Origin of the sequence: Micromonospora sp. DT201 (assembly GCF_049841575.1) — a bacterium.
Lineage (GTDB): Bacteria > Actinomycetota > Actinomycetes > Mycobacteriales > Micromonosporaceae > Micromonospora.
In genome coordinates this window covers 313,393-332,726 of record NZ_JBNCKP010000002.1, presented here as the reverse complement: position 1 = coordinate 332,726, position 19,334 = coordinate 313,393, and the positions used below count along the sequence as shown (strand labels likewise).

The 19,334-nt window shown below is 71.1% G+C and carries 18 protein-coding genes; 10 read left to right on the top strand and 8 right to left on the bottom strand.

Annotation, left to right across the window (positions count from 1 at the left end):
- Positions 1-166: 166 nt before the first annotated feature.
- The 7 genes from pdhA to ACLQ28_RS05300 all read left to right on the top strand — a co-directional run bounded on the left by pdhA (position 167) and on the right by ACLQ28_RS05300 (position 9,888).
- On the top strand, positions 167-1,342 hold the full coding sequence (gene pdhA, locus ACLQ28_RS05330; RefSeq protein ID WP_425685058.1) for a pyruvate dehydrogenase (acetyl-transferring) E1 component subunit alpha: 1,176 nt from the start codon (positions 167-169) through the stop codon (positions 1,340-1,342).
- Positions 1,342-2,331, top strand: coding sequence for an alpha-ketoacid dehydrogenase subunit beta (locus ACLQ28_RS05325; protein WP_425685057.1), 990 nt, complete (start codon positions 1,342-1,344; stop codon positions 2,329-2,331). Before pdhA ends, ACLQ28_RS05325 begins: the two co-directional genes overlap by 1 nt.
- Positions 2,332-2,336: 5 nt before the next feature.
- On the top strand, positions 2,337-3,809 hold the full coding sequence (locus tag ACLQ28_RS05320; protein ID WP_425685343.1) for a dihydrolipoamide acetyltransferase family protein: 1,473 nt from the start codon (positions 2,337-2,339) through the stop codon (positions 3,807-3,809).
- 217 nt (positions 3,810-4,026) lie between these two features.
- Positions 4,027-4,164, top strand: a complete 138-nt coding sequence (locus ACLQ28_RS05315) for a hypothetical protein (protein WP_425685056.1) — start codon at positions 4,027-4,029, stop codon at positions 4,162-4,164.
- 344 nt (positions 4,165-4,508) lie between these two features.
- Positions 4,509-7,271: an LppU/SCO3897 family protein gene (locus ACLQ28_RS05310; RefSeq protein ID WP_425685055.1), complete on the top strand. Its 2,763-nt coding sequence runs from the start codon at positions 4,509-4,511 to the stop codon at positions 7,269-7,271.
- 85 nt (positions 7,272-7,356) lie between these two features.
- Positions 7,357-7,743 carry a hypothetical protein gene (locus ACLQ28_RS05305; RefSeq protein WP_425685054.1) on the top strand — a complete coding sequence of 129 codons (387 nt, stop codon included), beginning with the start codon at positions 7,357-7,359 and terminating at the stop codon, positions 7,741-7,743.
- A gap of 306 nt (positions 7,744-8,049) precedes the next feature.
- Entirely contained in the window at positions 8,050-9,888 is a 1,839-nt protein-coding gene (locus tag ACLQ28_RS05300; protein WP_425685053.1) for an NHL domain-containing thioredoxin family protein, read from the top strand.
- A gap of 33 nt (positions 9,889-9,921) precedes the next feature.
- Here the strand turns inward: ACLQ28_RS05300 and ACLQ28_RS05295 are convergent, their stop codons facing one another.
- The 3 genes from ACLQ28_RS05295 to ACLQ28_RS05285 are packed head-to-tail and all read right to left on the bottom strand — an operon-like array spanning position 9,922 to position 12,171.
- Positions 9,922-10,671, bottom strand: coding sequence for a LamB/YcsF family protein (locus ACLQ28_RS05295; RefSeq protein WP_425685052.1), 750 nt, complete (start codon positions 10,669-10,671; stop codon positions 9,922-9,924).
- Positions 10,655-11,518: a biotin-dependent carboxyltransferase family protein gene (locus ACLQ28_RS05290; protein WP_425685051.1), complete on the bottom strand. Its 864-nt coding sequence runs from the start codon at positions 11,516-11,518 to the stop codon at positions 10,655-10,657. The genes ACLQ28_RS05295 and ACLQ28_RS05290 overlap by 17 nt, the downstream gene beginning before the upstream one ends.
- The gene (locus ACLQ28_RS05285; RefSeq protein ID WP_425685050.1) at positions 11,515-12,171 is read right to left on the bottom strand and encodes a 5-oxoprolinase subunit B family protein; all 657 of its coding nucleotides are present in this window, start codon (positions 12,169-12,171) and stop codon (positions 11,515-11,517) included. The genes ACLQ28_RS05290 and ACLQ28_RS05285 overlap by 4 nt, the downstream gene beginning before the upstream one ends.
- 107 nt (positions 12,172-12,278) lie before the next feature.
- Between ACLQ28_RS05285 and trhA the strand changes: the two genes are divergently transcribed.
- Positions 12,279-12,956: a PAQR family membrane homeostasis protein TrhA gene (gene trhA / locus ACLQ28_RS05280; RefSeq protein WP_425685049.1), complete on the top strand. Its 678-nt coding sequence runs from the start codon at positions 12,279-12,281 to the stop codon at positions 12,954-12,956.
- Between the two features lie 71 nt (positions 12,957-13,027).
- Here trhA and ACLQ28_RS05275 read toward each other — a convergent pair whose 3' ends face one another.
- The gene (locus ACLQ28_RS05275) at positions 13,028-13,315 is read right to left on the bottom strand and encodes a DUF6458 family protein (RefSeq protein WP_425685048.1); all 288 of its coding nucleotides are present in this window, start codon (positions 13,313-13,315) and stop codon (positions 13,028-13,030) included.
- A gap of 112 nt (positions 13,316-13,427) precedes the next feature.
- Between ACLQ28_RS05275 and ACLQ28_RS05270 the strand changes: the two genes are divergently transcribed.
- Positions 13,428-13,967, top strand: coding sequence for a SixA phosphatase family protein (locus ACLQ28_RS05270; RefSeq protein WP_425685047.1), 540 nt, complete (start codon positions 13,428-13,430; stop codon positions 13,965-13,967).
- Between the two features lie 56 nt (positions 13,968-14,023).
- Here the strand turns inward: ACLQ28_RS05270 and ACLQ28_RS05265 are convergent, their stop codons facing one another.
- From ACLQ28_RS05265 to ACLQ28_RS05250, 4 genes are all read right to left on the bottom strand, one after another.
- Positions 14,024-14,293 (bottom strand): DUF6458 family protein, encoded by a 270-nt coding sequence (locus ACLQ28_RS05265; protein WP_030487564.1) that lies wholly within the window; start codon positions 14,291-14,293, stop codon positions 14,024-14,026.
- Between the two features lie 364 nt (positions 14,294-14,657).
- Positions 14,658-16,514 (bottom strand): acyl-CoA dehydrogenase, encoded by a 1,857-nt coding sequence (locus ACLQ28_RS05260; RefSeq protein ID WP_425685342.1) that lies wholly within the window; start codon positions 16,512-16,514, stop codon positions 14,658-14,660.
- A 129-nt stretch (positions 16,515-16,643) separates the two neighbouring features.
- Positions 16,644-17,768 (bottom strand): PP2C family protein-serine/threonine phosphatase, encoded by a 1,125-nt coding sequence (locus tag ACLQ28_RS05255; protein WP_425685341.1) that lies wholly within the window; start codon positions 17,766-17,768, stop codon positions 16,644-16,646.
- A gap of 104 nt (positions 17,769-17,872) precedes the next feature.
- The gene (locus ACLQ28_RS05250) at positions 17,873-18,505 is read right to left on the bottom strand and encodes a septal ring lytic transglycosylase RlpA family protein (protein WP_425685046.1); all 633 of its coding nucleotides are present in this window, start codon (positions 18,503-18,505) and stop codon (positions 17,873-17,875) included.
- 187 nt (positions 18,506-18,692) lie between these two features.
- Here ACLQ28_RS05250 and ACLQ28_RS05245 point away from each other — a divergent pair, with 187 nt between their 5' ends.
- On the top strand, positions 18,693-19,244 hold the full coding sequence (locus tag ACLQ28_RS05245) for a phosphoribosyltransferase family protein (RefSeq protein WP_425685045.1): 552 nt from the start codon (positions 18,693-18,695) through the stop codon (positions 19,242-19,244).
- The last annotated feature ends 90 nt before the right edge of the window (positions 19,245-19,334 follow it).

Sequence of the window (19,334 nt, the reverse complement as noted above, 5' to 3'; positions counted from 1 at the left end):
GCTCCCCGATCCGGTTTCGGCCAGAACCCGGGTCACGCCGTGCGGCAACCCCCACCGGGGCTAGGCGCGGCCGCCAGGAACCGGTCCGGCAGCAGCCGGACAGGCGCACGAGTTGCGTGGCCGGGTGACCCCCCGGTGCCGACGCAGACACGACAGGGAGAGACCGATGGCAAAGGGCGACCCCGGGGGCACCACCCGCAGCAGGCGGGCGACACCCCGCTCCAAGAAGGGCGCGACCGGCGACCCTGACCTGGTGCAGCTACTCACCCCCGAAGGTGAGCGGATCGAGAGCCACACCAGCCCGGACGGCACCGAATACCGCGTCGATTTCACCGACGAGGAGTACCGCGGCCTCTACCGCGACTTGGTGCTGGTCCGCAGGCTGGACGCCGAGGCGACCGCTCTCCAGCGCCAGGGCGAGCTGGGCCTCTGGGCCAGCCTGCTCGGCCAGGAGGCCGCGCAGGTCGGGTCGGGGCGGGCGCTGCGGGCGCAGGACATGGCCTTCCCGACCTACCGGGAGCACGGCGTCCTCTACTGCCGGGGCATCGACCCGATCATGCCGCTCGGCCTGTTCCGTGGTGTCGACCAGGGCGGCTGGGACCCGAACGAGTTCAAGTTCAACATGTACACCATCGTCATCGGCGCACAGACCCTCCACGCGACCGGCTACGCCATGGGGATCACCATGGACGGCAAGACCGGTACCGACGACGGCGAAGCGGCGATCGCCTACTTCGGCGACGGGGCCACCAGCCAGGGCGACGTGAACGAGGCGTTCGTCTGGGCGAGCGTGTTCAACGCCCCGCTGGTCTTCTTCTGCCAGAACAACCAGTACGCGATCTCCGAGCCGCTTGAGCGGCAGACCCGCGTCCCGCTCTACCAGCGGGCCGCCGGCTTCGGCTTCCCCGGCGTACGGGTGGACGGCAACGACGTGCTGGCCTCGTACGCGGTCACCCGCACGGCGCTGGACAACGCCCGCCACGGGCAGGGCCCGAGCCTGATCGAGGCGTACACCTATCGGATGGGCGCGCACACCACCTCCGACGACCCGACCCGCTACCGAATCGCCAGCGAGGTCGAGGCGTGGCAGGCCAAGGACCCGATCACCCGGGTCAAGGCCTTCCTGGAGAAGCAGCAGATCGCCGACGCGACCTTCTTCGCCGAGGTCGAGGAGCAGGCCCGCCGCGAGTCGGTGCACCTGCGCGAGCGGGTGCTCGACATGCCCAACCCCGAGCCGGTGACGATGTTCGATCACGTCTACCCGAACGGGTCTCCGCTGCTCGACGAGCAGCGTGCGAAGTTCAGCCGCTACATGGAGTCCTTCGAAGGGAGCGCCCACTGATGGCCACGGAGACGCTCACCCTCGGTAAGGCCCTCAACACCGGCCTGCGCCGCGCCCTGGAGAACGACCCCAAGGTCATCATCATGGGCGAGGACGTCGGCAAGCTCGGCGGCGTCTTCCGGATCACCGACGGGCTCCAGAAGGACTTCGGCGACCAGCGGGTGATCGACACCCCGCTGGCCGAGTCCGGCATCATCGGCACCGCGGTCGGTCTCGCCATCCGCGGCTACCGGCCGATCTGCGAAATCCAGTTCGACGGCTTCGTCTACCCCGCGTACGACCAGATCGTGTCGCAGGTGGCGAAGATGCACTACCGCTCCGGCGGCAAGCTCAGCATCCCCATGGTGATCCGGATCCCGTACGGCGGCGGCATCGGCGCGGTCGAGCACCACTCCGAGTCGCCCGAGGCGTACTTCGCCCACACGGCCGGCCTGAAGGTGGTGACCTGCGCCAACCCGCAGGACGCGTACGTGATGATCCAGCAGGCCATCGCCTCGGACGACCCGATCGTCTTCCTGGAGCCCAAGCGGCGCTACTGGGAGAAGGGGCAGGTCGACCTGGACGCGCCGCTGTCCGAGGCGTACCCCCTGCACTCGGCTCGCGTGGTGCGGCCCGGCACGGACGTCACCGTGCTGGCCTACGGCCCGATGGTGCGGACCTGCCTGGAGGCGGCGACCGCCGCCGCCGAGGACGGCCGGGAGCTGGAGGTCATCGACCTGCGCTCGCTCTCCCCGCTGGACCTGGCGGCGGCGTACGAGTCGGTGAAGCGCACCGGCCGCGCGGTGGTGGTGCACGAGGCGCCGTCAAACATCGGCCTCGGCGCCGAGCTTGCCGCCCGGATCACCGAGGAGTGCTTCTATTCCCTCGAATCGCCCGTGCTGCGGGTGACCGGCTTCGATACCCCCTACCCGGCCTCCCGGGTGGAAGAGGAATACCTGCCCGACCTCGACCGGGTGCTCGACGCTGTCGACCGCACCTTCGGCTGGTGACCGACATGTCCCGGATCAAGGAATTCAACCTGCCCGACCTGGGCGAGGGGCTGACCGAGGGCGAGATCCTGGCCTGGCTGGTGAAGGTCGGCGACACGATCGAGCTGAACCAGCCGATCGTCGAGGTCGAGACGGCCAAGGCGGCGGTGGAGATCCCGGCGAAGTGGGCCGGGCAGGTGCAGGCGATCTTCCACCCGGAGGGCACCACGGTCGAGGTCGGTACGCCGATCATCGCGATCGACACGGACCCGGGTGCCGGCCCTCTGGAGGCGCTGTCGACCACGGCCACGGCCAGCGGCAACCTGCCCACCCCGTCGGCGGCGTCGCTGGCGGCGGTGGAGGTGGCACCGGCCGAGGGCATGGTGGAGCCGGGACTGATCGGCGGCCCGGCCCCGGGTGGTCGGACGGCGGTGCTGGTCGGCTACGGCCCGCGGACGACCGCCGCGAAGCGTCGCCCCCGAAAAGGCACCGTCCCCACCCAACCCCCTGCCCCCACCCCGGCGGTCGATCATGGAGTTGTGGTGGGTGACAAACCAGCCGCAACCTCCACGATTCCGGCACCACAACTGCATGATCGACGCGATGGGGCGAGCGGCGGCCCGGTGCTGGCCAAGCCACCGGTGCGCAAGCTCGCCAAGGACCTCGCGGTCGACCTCGGCACGTTGACCGGGTCCGGGCCCCTGGGCTCGATCACCCGGGAAGACGTGCAGCAGGCAGCGAGCGGTGCCGTGGCCGTGGCCGAGCCGATCGTGGCGACGGCCGCCCCCAGCTTCGGTGCGGACCGGGAGCAGCGAATCCCGGTCAAGGGGGTCCGCAAGCTCACCGCCGAGAACATGTCCCGCTCGGCGTTCACCGCCCCGCATGTGACGGAGTTCCTGACCGTCGACGTGACCCGGGCGATGAAGGCACTGGACCGGCTGCGCGGCCGGCGGGAGTGGCGCGACGTACGGGTCTCGCCGCTGCTGCTGGTGGCGAAGGCGGTGTTGCTGGCGGTGAAGCGTCACCCGATGGTCAACTCGACCTGGGCCGGCGACGAGATCGTGGTGAAGGATTACGTGAACCTCGGCATCGCGGCGGCCACCGAGCGTGGCCTGATCGTGCCGAACGTCAAGGACGCCGGCCGACTCTCGCTGCGGGAGTTGGCGGACTCGCTGACCGACCTGGTGCAGACGGCGAAGTCCGGCCGTACCTCGCCGGCGGCCATGTCGGGTGGCACCTTGACCATCACCAACGTCGGCGTGTTCGGGGTGGACACGGGCACGCCGATCCTGCCGCCGGGTGAGTCCGCGATCCTGGCCTTCGGCGCGGTGCGGGAGATGCCCTGGGTGCACAAGGGCAAGGTCAGGGTGCGTCAGGTCACCACGCTGGGGCTGAGCTTCGACCATCGGATCATCGATGGCGAACTGGGCTCGAAGTTCCTGCGCGACATTGGTGACTTCCTCACGGATCCGGAGGCGGCGCTGCTCGCCTGGACCTGATCTTCGAGACGCCAGCCACGGCCGGTGTGCCACGGGTTAACGCCCGGCACACCGGCCGTGTCGTTCAGGCGACGGAAGCGTCGGCCAGATGACCTCTTGACCTTTGATTGTTAGGCAGGTGTCCCAGCTCACCTAATAATCGATGGAAGTTGGCGGGGTTCTGCGGTTGAATAGACGCATCAGGGGCTGACAACCGAATAGCTAGGGGGACCCACCAATGAGCATGATCGAGCGAATCCGCAACCACCGCGACGCCACCCGCCGCGCCCGTGCCATCGAGCACGCGCTGCGCTCGGCGAACTCGCCGGCAGTTCGCGAGGAACTCCTCGTCATCGCCCAGCGTCACATGGGCTGACGCTCCACAACTTTCTTCATCTCCTCCAGATCGATGGCCCGCCCGGCCCACCGGGTGGGCCATCGGCGTTTCCCAGCCACCCGCCACCGGGATTCCGCCCTGCCGCAGCGCCCGGTACGGTGGGCTTCGGTCACCGCCCGCCGACCCGGCAGAGGCCGAGCCGACTAAAGCAGCTCGACACCGACCGGCCACGGGGAGTGACGACCAGTGCTCCTTGGACGTGCCGTGCCACCACCCGATACCGTGCGGGGAGCCGGCACAGCGGTACGCCGGTGACGCCGGCAGCCACGCCGAGGAGACCGATCGGCACCGGCGAGCCGACATGTGATGGAGGAGGCGCACCCATGACGTCCGAGGGCCCGCACCGCACCGGCCAAGAGCCGGACGAGGTGTCACCGGGCGCCGGCGGACCGGCGCCGTACGGCGACCGCCCGGCGCAGCCGGACAACACCGCCGGCCCCGACCTGGGCTGGGCGCCCCCACCACCGGCGCGACCCAACCCGTCGACGCCTGCGTGGGCTACCCAGTCCGAGCAGCCGGCGGCCCCCGCCTGGGGTGCCGCCGCTGCCCCGCAGCCCAACGACCCGGCACAACCCGCCTGGGCCGCCGGCGGTGGCGCAAGCGAGCCGCCGCAGCAGCAGCCCGGCACATGGCCCGGCAACGATGGCGCACCAGCTCCGGCGCAGCCGGCTTGGGCCGCACAGCAGCAGGGCTGGACGCCTGCCGAGCCGAGTGCACCCGCACCCACCTGGAACCCGAGCGGCGCTGAGCAGCCCGACTGGGTGCAGGCCCAGCCGAGCGCACGGGGCGCCGCGCAGGTGGCTCCGGCCACCGCCGCCTGGCCCGCCCAGGAAGACCCGGCCCGCTCTGGCGGCTGGGGTGGCCCGGCGCAGGCCAACCCGTCCGCCGGAGACTGGCGCGGGGCCGAGTCGCAGCAGCCCGAGCCGCAGCAGGCTGCCAACTGGTCCGGCGGCGCTCAGCAGGACGACGCGTCCGGCAACGGTGGCTGGCCCGCCAGCGCCGCCGCGCGCGACGACCAGCCCGTGTGGGCCCCGGCGGAGCAGTCGCCGCCGACCTGGGGCCAGCCAGCCGAACCGGCCGAGCAGCCCGCACCCGGGTGGGGGCAGGCCGCCCAGCCCAACGCCGCCCGTGGCGCGGCCCAGGTGCCGGCACCGACGACGAACTGGCCCGCGCAGGACGACCCGGCCCGCTCCGGTGGGTGGGCCGCACAGCAGCAGGCGCAGCCCGCAGGGTGGGGCGACGGTGACGCGCGACAGGACCAAGCCGCGCAGCCGGCCGCCTGGGGCGATGCCGATAGCCGTCCGCAGCAGCCCGACTGGGTGCTCGCGCCGCAGGACCAGCCCACCGAGCGTCCGGACCCGGTGGGGTGGACCCCGGCGGAGCAGAGCGGCCCCCCCGCCCGCGCCAGTGTCAGCGTGCCCGGCAACGACGGCGCGCCCGGTTGGCCCGCCAGCCCGGACAACGCCGCGCAGGGCAACACCGGCGTGCCGGAGGTCGAGCCGTGGGCACCCGGTGAGGTGTGGGGTCGTGCCGAAGCGGAAGCTTCCGCCCAGTCCCGCGGTGGTTGGGAGGCAGACCGGGGCGACGAGGCGCCGGCCTACCAACCCGGGCCCGCGCCGGGCATCTCGCCGGCGAACGCGGTGCCGCTGCCTCCGCAGGAGCAGCGCGTGCCGGGCGCCAGCCTGGCCGCAGCCCCGCCGGCCGACTACGCCCCCCAGGCCAAGTTCGCCCCGATCCCGGAGCAGCCCGCCTACGCCGAGCGGGAGACCCCGGACACCGCCGCGCAGTACGAGGCGGACCCGGCCGGCTGGGGCCGCGCCGAGGATGCGCCCGCGAGTGGCGCGTTGGTGCCTGCCCCGCGTACCTCTCCGGAGTCCGGAGCGGGCCGCGCGGTCGTGCCGGTGTCGGACGCCGAGTCGGCAGCCGGCGCGGCGGCCCGGGCCACGGCGAGCGCTTCGGTGCCGTTGGCCAGCCGGGTGATGCCCCCGACCGACCAGGCCATCCGACCGACTGGCACGGCCACACCACAACCCCGGGTGTACGGCCGTCCGGCTCGACCTGAGCCGGAGAATGAGCCGGAGCCGGAGGCATTCCAGGTCGACCCGGGTGCCGAGCGCCAAGGTGCACCGGAGTGGCAGAACGACGCGCCACGCCAAGGTGCACCAGAGTGGCAGAACGACGCGCCACGCCAAGGTGCACCGGAATGGCAGGACGACGCGCCACGCCAGGTCGTACCCGACTGGCAGAACGAGCCGCAGCGGCAGGTTGGCCCCGGCTGGGGTGGCGAACCCGCCGCCGAGCCCCGCTTCGACGACCGACAGCTCGCGCCGAACGCGTTCAATGAGCCCCCGTCGGCACCTCCGGCGTTCCCGCCTGGCGTGCCGTCCTTCGTCGACGCGCCGGCCAACAACCGGCCGTTGAACGGCACTCGGCCGCACTCCGGCGCCGAGCGGCCGGTCGACCAGTTCGGCGGCCCCGGGTCGCCTGCCGCCGGTGCCGCCACGGGAAACGGGACGTCGACCTTCGGTGGCCCGAGCTTCGGCGGGCCGGGTGCCGTCGGGTCCGGCTTCGGCGGGCCGGGTGCCGCCGGGTCCGGCTTCGGCGGGCCGGCAACCGAGTCGGTGCCGGGCGGCGGCTTCCCGCCGGCCTTCCCGCCACCGCAGCAGCCCGCGCCGTCTTGGGGCCAGGAGGCCGGGCAATCGGACCAGGGCCGGTTCGACGCGTTCAAGCCGGACGCCGACGAGCCGAAGGCGGAGCCACCGACGCCGAAGGTACGCAACGGCCGGGTGCTGGCCGCGGTGCTGATCGCCGCAGTGCTCATCCTGGCGGTGCCGCTCGGCCTGCTGATGCTGCTCGGCAAGTTCGGCGGGGACGACTCGCCGGCCTTCGACCCGGCGGTCGGCACCTGCGTCAAGCAGTCCGGCGAGGGTGGCGCCTCTGCGGCTGACTGCGGCGAGGCGGACGCTTTCACGATCGTCTCGAAGGTGGACGCGAAGGAGAAGTGCACCGACCCGACGCAGCCCCACGTGGTGCTGACGGGTGACGGCACCAACCGGGTGCTCTGCCTCAAGAAGGCCACGAAGTAGCTCCACCGGAGGCGGGGTCACGGACAACCGTGGCCCCGCCGCCGTCGTACCACTCGGGCATCAGCATCTCGGGCACAATCCAGTTGTGGAACGTGAGTTGGCGGCGGCGCTGGAGCCGATCCTGGCCGATCTTGGGCAGCCTGGCGGGGTGCCGCCCGATCTTCGCGATGAACCGTGGCGAGAGGACCCACAGACCGCCAGCGCCTTCCTCTACGCTTCCGACGGTTCCGGCCAGGGAATCTCGATCGACCTCGGACTACCCGCTGTGACACAGGTCGTCGCGCTCGCCGACCAGGTTCAGGACTGGGCGGTGGAGGCACTTTGGTCGCTGGGCCGTGCAACCAACTGGCCGCCCTGCCCCCACCATCCCGAGAGCCATCCCCTGGCAGCGGTGGTGCGCGCCGACCGAGCGGTCTGGGCCTGTCCCACCCTTGGGACCGAGATCGGCGAAATTGGGACGTTAGCCAGCTAGGGCCTGTGTCCGAGTCCTCGGTCGAGCAGAGGCGAGTCCAGATGTCGGTCCGGCGTCGTGACTCGCCCCTTGATCGTTGGCAGCTGAGCAACTCGACACGCCGAGCACCGCCCTGCTGAGCTGTCAACGATCGCCACGACGATCCCGAGCAAGGTGAACAGGCTTGCCGATGGGTTATGGCGAGTCATGTCGGCCGCTTCCTCGGGCACGAAGGTGGCGCGGGCTAGAACGGGGCTGGAACTCTCCCTGTTCGTCTGTCGTCCGGGTCACGGCGGCTGAGCCTCGGGGCGTGGCAGGCTGACAGGCATGGGAACGACAGCGCGTGTACGTGCGCCCGAGCTACACGGCCGGCAGTGGCTCAACACCGGCGGACGCGACCTCAAGCTCGCCGACCTTCGTGGCAAGATCGTGGTGGCAGATTTCTGGACATTCTGCTGCATCAACTGCCTCCACGTGCTCGATGAGTTGCGCCCGCTGGAGGAGAAGTACGGCGACGTGCTCGTCGTGATCGGCGTGCACTCGCCGAAGTTCGAGCACGAGAAGGACGCCGACGCGCTCGCTGCCGCCGTCGAGCGGTACGGGGTGCACCATCCCGTACTCGACGATCCCGAAATGGACATGTGGCAGCAGTACGCGGCCCGGGCCTGGCCGACCCTGTCGGTGATCGACCCCGAGGGTTACGTGGTGGCCACCATGGCCGGCGAGGGCCATGCCGAGGGTCTGGCCCGACTGATCGACGAGTTGATCGCCACCCACGAGGCCAAGGGCACCCTGCACCGGGGTGACGGCCCGTACGTTCCGCCGCCGGCGCCGGAGACCGCGCTGCGCTTCCCGGGCAAGGCGGTGCTGCTGCCGAACGGCAACCTGTTGGTCTCGGACTCGGCTCGACACTCCCTGGTCGAGGTGGCAGCGGACGGCGAGACGCCGGTGCGCCGCATCGGCTCGGGCGAGCGGGGCCGAGCCGATGGGCCGGGTGGTGCGGCGACGTTCTCCGAGCCGCAGGGGGTATGCCTGCTGCCCACAAATGTCGCCGAGGTCGCCGGCTACGACCTGGTGGTGGCAGACACGGTCAACCACCTGCTGCGCGGCGTACGGCTGGATTCCGGCGAGGTGGTCACCGTGGCCGGCAGCGGTCGGCAGTGGCGCGCCGAGGTCGACGACCACGCGCACGACGCGCTCGCCGTGGATCTCTCATCGCCGTGGGACCTGGCCTGGTACGACGACAAGCTGATCATTGCGATGGCCGGCATCCACCAGCTCTGGTGGTTTGACCCGATCAAGCGGACCGCCGGAATGTACGCCGGCACCACGGTCGAGGCGCTGCGCGACGGCCCGCTGGCCGAGGCGTGGATGGCGCAGCCGTCGGGGCTTTCCGTCTCCGCCGACGGCACCCGGCTCTGGATCGCCGACAGCGAGACCAGCGCCGTCCGGTTCGTCGAGAACGGTGTGCTGGGCACCGCCGTCGGGCAGGGCTTGTTCGACTTCGGGCACGTGGACGGTCCGGCGGAGTCGGCACTGCTGCAGCACCCGTTGGGCGTGTGTGCGCTTCCGGACGGCTCGGTGCTGATCGCGGACACGTACAACGGCGCGGTGCGTCGCTTCGACCCGGCCAGCAACCAGGTCTCTACCGTCGCCGACGGGTTGGCTGAGCCGAGCGACCTGGTGCTCACGCCGGCCGGTGAGGTGCTGGTGGTGGAGTCCGCCGCCCACCGGTTGACCCGGCTCGCCCCGGGTGCCCTGTCGGCGGCGGGTGCCAGCACGGTGGACGGCCCCCGGCACCGCACCGAGCGCAAGCCGACCGACGTCGCGGCCGGTGAGGTCACCCTGGACATCGTCTTCACCCCCGCGCCGGGGCAGAAGCTCGACGAGACGTACGGGCCGTCGACCCGGTTGGTGGTTTCCGCCTCTCCGCCGGAACTGCTGGTGGAGGGTGCTGGCACGGGCACCGAACTGTCCCGTCGGCTGGTGCTCAGCGGCGACGTCACCGCCGGGGTGCTCCAGGTGACCGCCCAGGCGGCGACCTGCGACGCGGACGTCGAGCACGCGGCGTGCCACCTGACCCGGCAGGACTGGGGCGTACCGGTCCGGGTGGTCGACGGCGCGGTGACCCGTCTCCCGCTGGTACTCCGCGGCTTGGACGCCTGACTGTCCCCCAGGGGCCTCATGAGGCCCCTGGGGTCACGCGAACGGGGCCAGGGGGATGTTGGCGTCGATCAGGGTTGCGCGGACCAGTTCGGCGGCGGAGACCGCACCAGGGGTGTCGCCGTGCACGCAGATCGAGTCGACCGAGCAGGGGATGACGGTGCCGTCCACCGCCACCACTGTCCGCTCGGTGGCCATCCGCGTCGCCCGTTCGGCCACCTGCTCCGGGTCGGTGATCACCGCACCGGCGGTGCCGCGCGGCATCAGCGCCCCGTTGGGCAGGTAGGCGCGGTCGGCGAAGGCCTCGGCGACGACCGGCAGGCCCGCGCCGACGGCGAGTTGAGCGAGGGTCGAGCCGGGCAGGCAGAGCACGGGCAGCTCGGGGTCGTAGCCGGTGACTGCGGCGACCACCGCCGCCGCCTGGGATTCGTCGGTGCTGGCCGCGTGGTAGAGCGCGCCGTGCGGCTTGAGATAGCGGACCCGGGTGCCGAACAGCTGGCAGAACGCGTCCAGCGCCCCCAACTGGTAGGTCACCTCGTCGCGTAGTTCGGCGAAGTCGTACGCGATGCGCCGCCGGCCGAAGCCGGCCAGGTCCCGGTAGCCGACCTGCGCGCCCACGGCGACCCCGCGCCGCGCGGCGCCCTCGCAGACCCGCCGCATGGTGGACGGGTCGCCGCCGTGGAAACCGCAGGCGACGTTGGCGGAGGTGACGAGGCTCAGCAGCGCCTCGTCGTCGCCGAGCCGCCAGATGCCGAATCCCTCGCCCAGGTCAGCGTTGAGGTCCATGGAATCTGACGGTAGTCCCTGGCCGGGCCTGCGCGAGCGGGGTCACGTCGGTGACCACCCCGATGACGGGGTATCCGCCGGTGGTCGGATGGTCGGCGAGGAAGATCAGGGGTTGTCCGTCCGCAGGCACCTGCACCGCTCCGAGCACGATGCCCTCGCTGGGAAGTTCGCCGGCGACCGCGCGGGGCAGCGTCGCGCCGGCGAGCCGCGCGCCGACCCGGTTGCTCACCGGGCTGACGGTGTACGCGGTGCCGAACAGCCGGTCGAGTGCGGTCGGCGTGAACCAGTCGTCGCGAGGGCCGGGACGCAGCATCAGGTGCAACTCCGGCTCCGGCGCGCGGCTGACGGCCAGGTCCACTGGCGCGGGTGCGCCGAACGGCTCGCCGAGCGGTAGCTGGTCGCCGTCGCGCAGCGGAGACGGGCCGAGCCCGGACAGGGTGTCGGTGGCCCGGCTGCCGAGCACCGGCGACACGTCGATGCCGCCCGCCACCGCCAACCAACTCCGTACGCCCCGTCGGGCGGGACCGATCCGCAGCACCGTCCCGGCCGGCACGCTCAGCGGGCGTCCGGTGTCACCGGGCCGATCGCCGGCGTGGATCGTCACTTCGGCGCCGGTGACCGCCACCGTGGTGGCCCTGGTCAGCCGCAGTGTGCAGCCGGACAGAGTGATCTCCAGGCCGGCGGTGTGCTCCGGATTGCCGACGAGCCGGTTGGCCAGCCGCAGAGCCGACGGGTCGAGGGCACCGGACCGGGGTACGCCCAGGTGCGCCCAGCCGGGGCGGCCCAGGTCCTGCACCGTGGTGAGCGCGCCGGCGCTGAGCACCTCGATGGTGGCCGGGTGGGTCATGCCGCCGCCATCCGGACTGAGGTGCCTGGACCGAGTTGGGACGGCGGGTCGGCGTACACGTCGAAGAGGACCAGGTCGGTCCGGCCGACCAGCAGCCAACCGCCAGGGGATGCGCCCGGGTAGATGCCGGCGTACGGGCCGGCCAGTGCGACCGAGCCGGCTGGCACCCGGGGGCGGGGGGTGGCCAGCCGGGGCAGCGCCAACTCGGCGGGCAGCCCGGTCAGGTAGGGGAACCCGGGGGCGAAGCCGCAGAACGCGACTCGGAACCGGGTGCTGGTCAGCCGATGCAGCACGGTTGGCACGGCCACGCCCCAGTGCTCGGCAACCGTCGGCAGGTCCGGCCCGTCGAACTCGACCGGAACAACCACCTCCGTGCCGTCGCCGCGCTCGCCGTCGATGGGACGGACGGTGGCGGCGTTCGGGAATCCAGACGCCCATCGGGTCAGCTGCTCGGCCGTGGCGGTCGGGTCGGGCAGGCCGTCGAGCAGGACAGTGCTGGCAGCCGGCACGATCTCTACGGCGATCAGTTCGCCCTGCTCGCGACGCCGCCACAGCTCGGCCCGCCACGCTTCGACCAGCGCCGCTTCGGCAACGTCGGTGGGGGCGGTGCAGTCGAGAAGCAGGGCGTGCGCCCCGACGGGTCGGATCCGCATCCGCTCATCCTCGCCGATGTCGTGCCGATCTGGCGTTCACGATGATGGTGCCAGGTGTCATCAACGCCACTACTTCTAGGTAACCTACGGTGCCGTAGCCTGACGGGGTGAGCACCTCCGCCCCGCTTCGCCTGAAGCCGGTCGACATCGGTAAGCCCCGGATGCGCGGCTGGCTACACACGTACGCCTTCTTTGTCGCCCTGGTCTGCGGCATCGTGCTCTGCTCGATCGCCGCCAACCGGCCGGGGTGGGCACCCCTCGTCAGCTGTCTCATCTACAGCCTGACGGTGTGTGGGCTCTTCGGCACGAGCGCGCTGTACCACCGTCGTGTGTGGTCAGAGCGCGGCTACCAGGTGATGCGCCGGATGGACCATTCGATGATCTTCGTGTTCATCGCCGGCACGTACACGCCGCTCTGCACGATGCTGCTCAAGCCCCGGCCGGCCACGGTGATGCTGGCCCTGGTCTGGGGTGGCGCTCTGGCCGGCGTGGCGATCAAGGTGGTCTGGCCGCATGCGCCGCGCTGGGTGTCCGCGCCGCTCTACCTGGCGCTGGGCTGGGTCGCGGTGGCCATGCTGCCGCAGATCCTGCATGGAGGTGGCGTCGCGGCACTGGTGCTGCTGATCGTCGGTGGCGCGATGTACAGCGTCGGTGCGGTCTTCTACGCGTTACGTCGGCCCAATCCGTGGCCGACTGTCTTCGGTCACCACGAGTTCTTCCACGCCTGCACGCTGCTGGCTGCGCTCTGCCATCACATCGCGATCTACTTCGCGCTGTTCGCCTGATCTTCAGGCCGGATGCAGATGCGAGCCGGGGCCCCGCGACGCTGCGGGACCCCGGAGTGTGTGAAGGCGAATCAGACCGGCCGGCCCGGCCGACGCACCTCGCGGACCTCCCGCACGACCTGGTCGTCCTGCACCGGCACCACCCGGTCGGCCACCACGCGCTCCGCACGGACCGGCGCGGCGACCACCGTGCGACGGCGGCTGTTCCAGAAGTAGAGGGTGGCGAGCAGACCGGCGACGCCGGCCAGCATCAGCACCCAGCCGACCACGGACAGGTCCAGCCAGCCCAGGTCAGCCTCCACGGCGAATGCGAGGATCGCGCCCAGCGCGATCAAGAAGATGCTGCCACCAATGCCCATGTCTCGCTCCTCGGCTCTAACCTGGCGTACGACGCGCCGCGGCCGTCGGTAGGGGTGCGGCATCCATCGACTTACCCCGGCACAGAGATCGCCAATCGGGCAAGCTGAGGACATGACGGACGCCCACCCCGAGACACGGACACTGGTGTTGCTGCGGCACGCGAAGGCCGAGCAGGGCAGCGACTCGGCGGATGATGCCGAGCGGCCGCTGAGCGCACGCGGGGAAGCCGACGCGGCAGCGGCCGGTGCGTGGCTGGCGCAGCACGGGTTGCTACCCGACGTGGTGATCTGCTCGACGGCCAGACGTACCCGGCAGACCTGGCATCAGGTGGCGGTGGGGATGACCGGTTCGCCGCCGGAGGGTGGCCCGTCCGGTCCTCGCCCGACCGTGCGTTACGAGCCCGGCGCGTACGACGCCCACCCCGAGGAGTTGTTGGCGCTGGTCCGCACGGTCGACCCGGCAGCCCGCACAGCGCTGCTGATCGCCCACAATCCGGGCATCTCGCTGCTCTCCGCCCTCCTCGACCCGGAGGGGGCGACCGAAGAGGGTCTGCGCACCGCCGAACTTGCGGTGCACCGTTGCCCGCTCGACTGGGCGGAGCTGAGTCGGTCGGGAGCGCCGATCACGGCACGGCACACCGCACGCGTCTGAGCCACCCGTCGTCCCTCGACGGGTGGCTCAGGGGTACGCGCCGAGCCCGTGAAGGGCTAGGACGGCGGTGCGGTCGGTGGCGGCGGGTCTGGCGGTGGCGGCATCATCGCCGTCGGATGAGAGAGCCGGTTCTCCTCGACGATGAGGGTCCGTGCCCGCTTGCGCCGGTCCTGCCAGAACCAGACCGTGGTGAGCAGTACGGCCAGCCCGGCCAGGATGAACACCCAGCCGACCGCCCGCACGTCGATCCACCAGACGTTGGCCCTCAGTGCGAAGGTCAGGATCGCGCCGATCGCGATGAGAAAAATGCCGCTTCCTACACCCATGTGCGCTGCACTCCCCCGTGCGGTGGCTCTGGGCGTTCCCTTTCGAGGTCACGTGACGGTTACCCGCCACGCCGCCGGCATACCCGGCCCGGCTCGCCGAATGCGCGGCGCGAGGCAGGGCCGACCGGTGGTCCTTGCTGCCCTTTGCTCTGCTTCAACCCAGGCAACAGTTTTGACCCGGGACTGTTGCCTGGGTTGAAGCAGAGCAAAGGGGGGCGGAAGGGGGTGGCAGGGTTGGAAGCCGGAAGCCCGGGCAGGCCCACCCTCAGACGCGGCGACGGCCGGCGGGGCAGGTGCCCCGCCGGCCGTCGGGTTCGGTCCCAGGTGGTGCGACCCGGAACCGGCCAGCCGTGCCGTGGCACGGTCAGAAGGCCTCCTCCGGGAGGTCCATGATGTCGAGGTCGGCACCCTCGATGATCCGCCGGTCGGCGCCGATGCGGGGCAGCACCTCGCGGGCGAAGAACCGGGCGGCGGCCACCTTGCCGGTGTAGAAGGCCCTGTCGCTGGCGGAGACTTCGCCGCCCAGCGCCTTCAGCGCCACGTCAGCCTGACGCTGGAGCAGCCAGCCGACGATCAGGTCGCCGATCGCCAGCAGGAACCGCCGGCTGCCCAGCCCGACCTTGTAGAGCGAGCGGGTGTCGCCACCCTGCGCCTCGCCCAGCCAGCCGGTCAGCACGCCGAGGATGGTCTGAATCTCGGCCAGCGCCTTGCCGAGCGCCTGCCGCTCCTCCTTGAGCTGGCCGTTGCCCGCCTCGGAGGAGATGAACTCCTGAATCTCGCCGGCAACTGCCAGCATCGCCTTACCGTTGTCCCGGACGATCTTGCGGAAGATCAGGTCGAGGCTCTGGATGGCGGTGGTGCCCTCGTACAGGGTGTCGATCTTGGCGTCCCGAACGTACTGCTCCAGCGGGTAGTCCTGAAGGAAACCGGAGCCGCCGAAGGTCTGCAGGGCCTCGTGCCCGAGCATCTCGTACGCCCGCTCCGAACCGACACCCTTGACCAGCGGGAGCAGCAGGTCGTTGACCCGCTTGGCCAGCTTGGTGGCCTTCTCGTCACCGGCAGCCTCGGAGATCGCGACCCTGTCCTGCCAGGTGGCGGTGTAGAGGACCAGGGCACGAAGACCCTCGGCGTACGACTTCTGCAGCAGCAGCGAGCGGCGCACGTCCGGGTGGTGGGTGATGGTGACCCGCGGGGCGGTCTTGTCCGCCTGCTGGATCAGGTCGGCGCCCTGCACCCGGTTCTTCGCGTATTCGAGGGCGTTGAGGTAGCCGGTGGAGAGGGTGGCGATCGCCTTGGTGCCGACCATCATCCGGGCGTACTCGATGATCATGAACATCTGCCGGATGCCGTCGTGCTTGTCGCCGAGCAGCCAACCCTTGGCGGGCACGCCGTGCTCACCGAAGGTCACCTCGCAGGTGTTGGAGACCTTCAGGCCCATCTTGTGCTCGACGTTTGTGGCGTAGACGCCGTTGCGCTCGCCCAGCTCGCCGGTGGTCTCGTCGAAGTGGAACTTCGGCACCACGAAGAGCGACAGGCCCTTGGTGCCGGGGCCGCCGGCACCCTCGACGCCCACCGGGCGGGCCAGCACGTAGTGCACGATGTTGTCGCTGAGGTCGTGCTCGCCCGAGGTGATGAAGCGCTTGACGCCCTCAATGTGCCAGGAACCGTCCGGCTGTTGGATCGCCCGGGTGCGGCCGGCGCCCACGTCCGAGCCAGCGTCCGGCTCGGTGAGCACCATCGTGGAGCCCCACTGCTTGTCGATGAAGAGCTTGGCCCACTGCTTCTGCCGCTCGTTGCCCTCGACGTGCAGGACGTGCGCGAAGGACGGGCCGGAGGCGTACATCCAGACCGGGGCGTTGGAGCCGAGCACCAGCTCGGCGAGTGCCCACCAGAGCGCGCGTGGCGCGTTGGTGCCGCCCAGCTCCGGCGGGAGGTCCAGGCGCCAGAACTCGGAGTCCATGAATGCCTGGTAGGACTTCTTGAACGACTCCGGCAGCGGCGCGGTGTGCGTGGCCGGGTCGAAGACCGGGGGGTTGCGGTCACTGTCCGTGTAGCTGGCGGCCAGGTCCTCGCGGGCGAGGCGGTCGACCTCCGCAAGGAAGCTGCGGGCGGTGTCGGTGTCGAGTTCTGAGTACGGCTCCTGGCCGAACGCCCGGTCCGCCCCGAAGACCTCGAACAGATTGAACTCGAGATCCCGGAGGTTGCTCTTGTAGTGGGTCATGCTCACTAGCCCCGCTTCCGGACAGGTATTACCGATCAGTAACCCCGACTGTATTACTCACGGGTAGGCAGCGACAAGCGGATCACCCAAGTGACGGCGATTACACACACGCTCGCAACAAGGCGTGGGTCAGCTCTCGGCGGCGCCGACTTCCCAGCTCGGGACGGCCGCCGTCGCGCCGGTACGGGCACCGACGTACTCCATGAGGACCAGGGCGATGTCGTCGTCGAGCCGTCCGTGGACCCACTCGATCAGGGCGGTCTCCAGCGAGGCCAGCCCGTCGGCGACCGTGCCGTGGCCGAGCAGTCGCCAGGCCCGGTCGGCGGTGGGGAAGAATTCGCCGTCCCGCCGTGCCTCACCGAGGCCGTCGGTGAACAGCAGCAGCCGGTCCCCCGGCTCCAGACGTTCGACCCGGGGGCGCACCACCGGCATGAACCCCAGCGGAGGCGCCGGCGCTGGCGGCTCCAGCGGGATCACCGCACCTCGGCGCAGCAGCAGCGGTGGCGGATGCCCGCAGTTGACGATCGTGAGGGTGCCGCCGCGCTCCTCGACCAGGGCCGCAGTCACGAAGTCCTCGTCACCGACGTTGCGGGCCACCGCGCGGTCCAGGTCGGCGACGACGGCGCGCAGGTCGGACCGCTCGTACGCCACGTGCCGGTAGGAGCCGAGGACGATGCTCGCCAGTCGGACGGCGTCCAGGCCCTTGCCACGAACGTCACCGATGATCATGCGTACGCCGTAGGGCGTGTCGATCGCCTCGTACAGGTCTCCGCCGATCTCGGCCCTGGCGGTGGAGGAGATGTAGCGCCCTGCAACCGAGAGTGTCCCGACCTGCGGCCCGAGCGGACGCAGCACCGCCTGCTGGGCCACCGAGGCGAGCTTGGTCAGCTCGACGATCTGCTCCGCCTGCCGCTGCCGAACCGACGCCACCGCCACCGCCAGCCCGGTGGCGAGCGCGACCGCGACCACGTTGACCGAGGTGACCAGCGACATGTCCGGCTCGACCACGGCGAAGCCAGCCCCGGCCAGGGTCGCTGCGACGCCCACCCCCAGCACGACCGGCCAGGACGCAACCGCGGCGGCCAGGAACGGTACGGCCGCCAACAGCGCGACGTAGTGTGCCAAACGGCCGTCCGCCGCCTCCAGTGCCGACACGATCGCGAGCAAGACGAGGGCCGCGCCGAGGCCGGCGCGGGATCCGGGGCTCAGCGGGCGACGGCCCGACTGGAGGAGTCGCGTGGATACGAGGGACAGTTTGCCTGATCCGCGTGAACCGGTGAAAGAACCTGACCCGTCGTCCGAGAAGGTTCTGTCCGGCCGGCCCGGTCGACCGACCGAACCGGCGTAATCCGCCCCGGTCAGCCGAGGACTTCGTAACGGACGGTGAGCGCGCCCACGTCAACCGAGGTGATGGTGGCGAACGCGGCCCGGGAGAGGTCCAGGCAACGGCCGTCGATGAACGGGCCGCGGTCGTTGATCCGCACCACGACCGACTTGCCGTTGGCCGGGTTGGTCACCCGGACCTTGGTGTTGAACGGCAGCGTCTTGTGCGCGGCGGTCAGCGCGTTCGGGTTGAACGACTCACCGTTGGCGGTGAGTTGCCCGTCGGAGTAGAACGAGGCGCCGCACGAGCCGCTCTCCAGCACCTTTGGCGATGCCGTGGTCTTCTTCGCGGTCGGGCTCGGCTTCGGCGACGCGGTGCGGGCCTTGCCCCGGGACGCGGCCTGCTGCGACCGGGTGGCCGACGGGCTCGCGGTCACGCTCGGCGAGGCGCTGGCACTCGGGGAGGCTGCCGGGGAGCTGGGGCTGAGGCTGCTCGCGGCGGTGGTCGGGGTGAGGTCGAGAGCCTCCTGCCCCGACTGCGCAGAGCCGGAGGTGAGCTGCACGGCACCGACCGTGCCCCCGACGGCGAGGGCGACGCCGACCGCCGCGGTGGCCACGATGCCCGCCGGGGAGGAGAAGATGCGGGTACGCGAGTGCTTGGCTGCCACCGGCCCGGTCCTTTCGTCGTCTGAACAAACCGGGTCGGACCGTAACGAGAGAAGCACTTCCGAAGTCAACGTGATCATTGTGGTATGCCCGGATTTGCACTGGTACGTGTAGCCGATCATCCGATCCGGGGTGGGCCGGCCGGCCCAGGTGCCGACACGCCGACCGTGCGTGCCGCAGGATGGGCGGATGCCCGCTGAGCTGACCGAACGTCTGGCCACCCTGTTCCAGTGGATCGACCCCGGCCCGGGCACCAGTCACCTGGTCAGCGACATCTCCGGCTGGTGGCGTGACCCGACCGTCCTCGCCGAGCTGGGGCCAGCCCTGGTGGCGCCGCACCGGGCCGCCCGGCCGACCGTGGTGCTCGCCCCGGCAGTCACCGGGCTGCTACTCGGGCCATTGGCCGCCACTGCCCTCGGGGTCGGCTTCGTGGCCGCCCACAAACCCGGCGATGGGCGACTGCCGGCCGGGCCGCTCACCTGGGCGCAGAGCCCACCGGACTACCGGGGCCGGCGGGTCGACCTGGCCGTACGGGACCGGCACCTCGGCCCCGGCGACCGGGTTCTGGTCGTGGACGACTGGGTGCGCACCGGAGCACAACTCCACGCTCTCTACGACATCTGTGCCGCCCGCGGTGCCGAGGTGCTGGGCACCGCCGTCGTGGCCGTCGACTGCCCACCCGAGGTCGCGGCGGAGCTCCGGATCACCGGCCTGATCAACGCAGCGGATCTACCAGCTTGACTTGAACCATGCTTCAGCTCCGACGATCGACGCATGAGTGACGACATCCTCGATCTCCAACCACGGGCCGAACGCCGGCCGAGGCGGAGC

What these genes read in the sequence shown, in the direction of transcription:
- ACLQ28_RS05285 (WP_425685050.1), bottom strand. Translation starts at nt 12,171, where the DNA reads ATGCGGATCCGACCCGTCGGGGCGCACGCCCTGCTTCTCGACTGCACC.
- ACLQ28_RS05265 (WP_030487564.1), bottom strand. Translation starts at nt 14,293, where the DNA reads ATGGGTGTAGGAAGCGGCATTTTTCTCATCGCGATCGGCGCGATCCTG.
- ACLQ28_RS05245 (WP_425685045.1), top strand. Translation starts at nt 18,693, where the DNA reads ATGCCCGCTGAGCTGACCGAACGTCTGGCCACCCTGTTCCAGTGGATC.
- ACLQ28_RS05270 (WP_425685047.1), top strand. Translation starts at nt 13,428, where the DNA reads ATGACGGACGCCCACCCCGAGACACGGACACTGGTGTTGCTGCGGCAC.
- ACLQ28_RS05290 (WP_425685051.1), bottom strand. Translation starts at nt 11,518, where the DNA reads ATGACCCACCCGGCCACCATCGAGGTGCTCAGCGCCGGCGCGCTCACC.
- ACLQ28_RS05300 (WP_425685053.1), top strand. Translation starts at nt 8,050, where the DNA reads ATGGGAACGACAGCGCGTGTACGTGCGCCCGAGCTACACGGCCGGCAG.
- ACLQ28_RS05315 (WP_425685056.1), top strand. Translation starts at nt 4,027, where the DNA reads ATGAGCATGATCGAGCGAATCCGCAACCACCGCGACGCCACCCGCCGC.
- ACLQ28_RS05320 (WP_425685343.1), top strand. Translation starts at nt 2,337, where the DNA reads ATGTCCCGGATCAAGGAATTCAACCTGCCCGACCTGGGCGAGGGGCTG.
- ACLQ28_RS05310 (WP_425685055.1), top strand. Translation starts at nt 4,509, where the DNA reads ATGACGTCCGAGGGCCCGCACCGCACCGGCCAAGAGCCGGACGAGGTG.
- pdhA (WP_425685058.1), top strand. Translation starts at nt 167, where the DNA reads ATGGCAAAGGGCGACCCCGGGGGCACCACCCGCAGCAGGCGGGCGACA.
- ACLQ28_RS05295 (WP_425685052.1), bottom strand. Translation starts at nt 10,671, where the DNA reads ATGGACCTCAACGCTGACCTGGGCGAGGGATTCGGCATCTGGCGGCTC.
- ACLQ28_RS05275 (WP_425685048.1), bottom strand. Translation starts at nt 13,315, where the DNA reads ATGGGCATTGGTGGCAGCATCTTCTTGATCGCGCTGGGCGCGATCCTC.
- ACLQ28_RS05260 (WP_425685342.1), bottom strand. Translation starts at nt 16,514, where the DNA reads ATGACCCACTACAAGAGCAACCTCCGGGATCTCGAGTTCAATCTGTTC.
- ACLQ28_RS05325 (WP_425685057.1), top strand. Translation starts at nt 1,342, where the DNA reads ATGGCCACGGAGACGCTCACCCTCGGTAAGGCCCTCAACACCGGCCTG.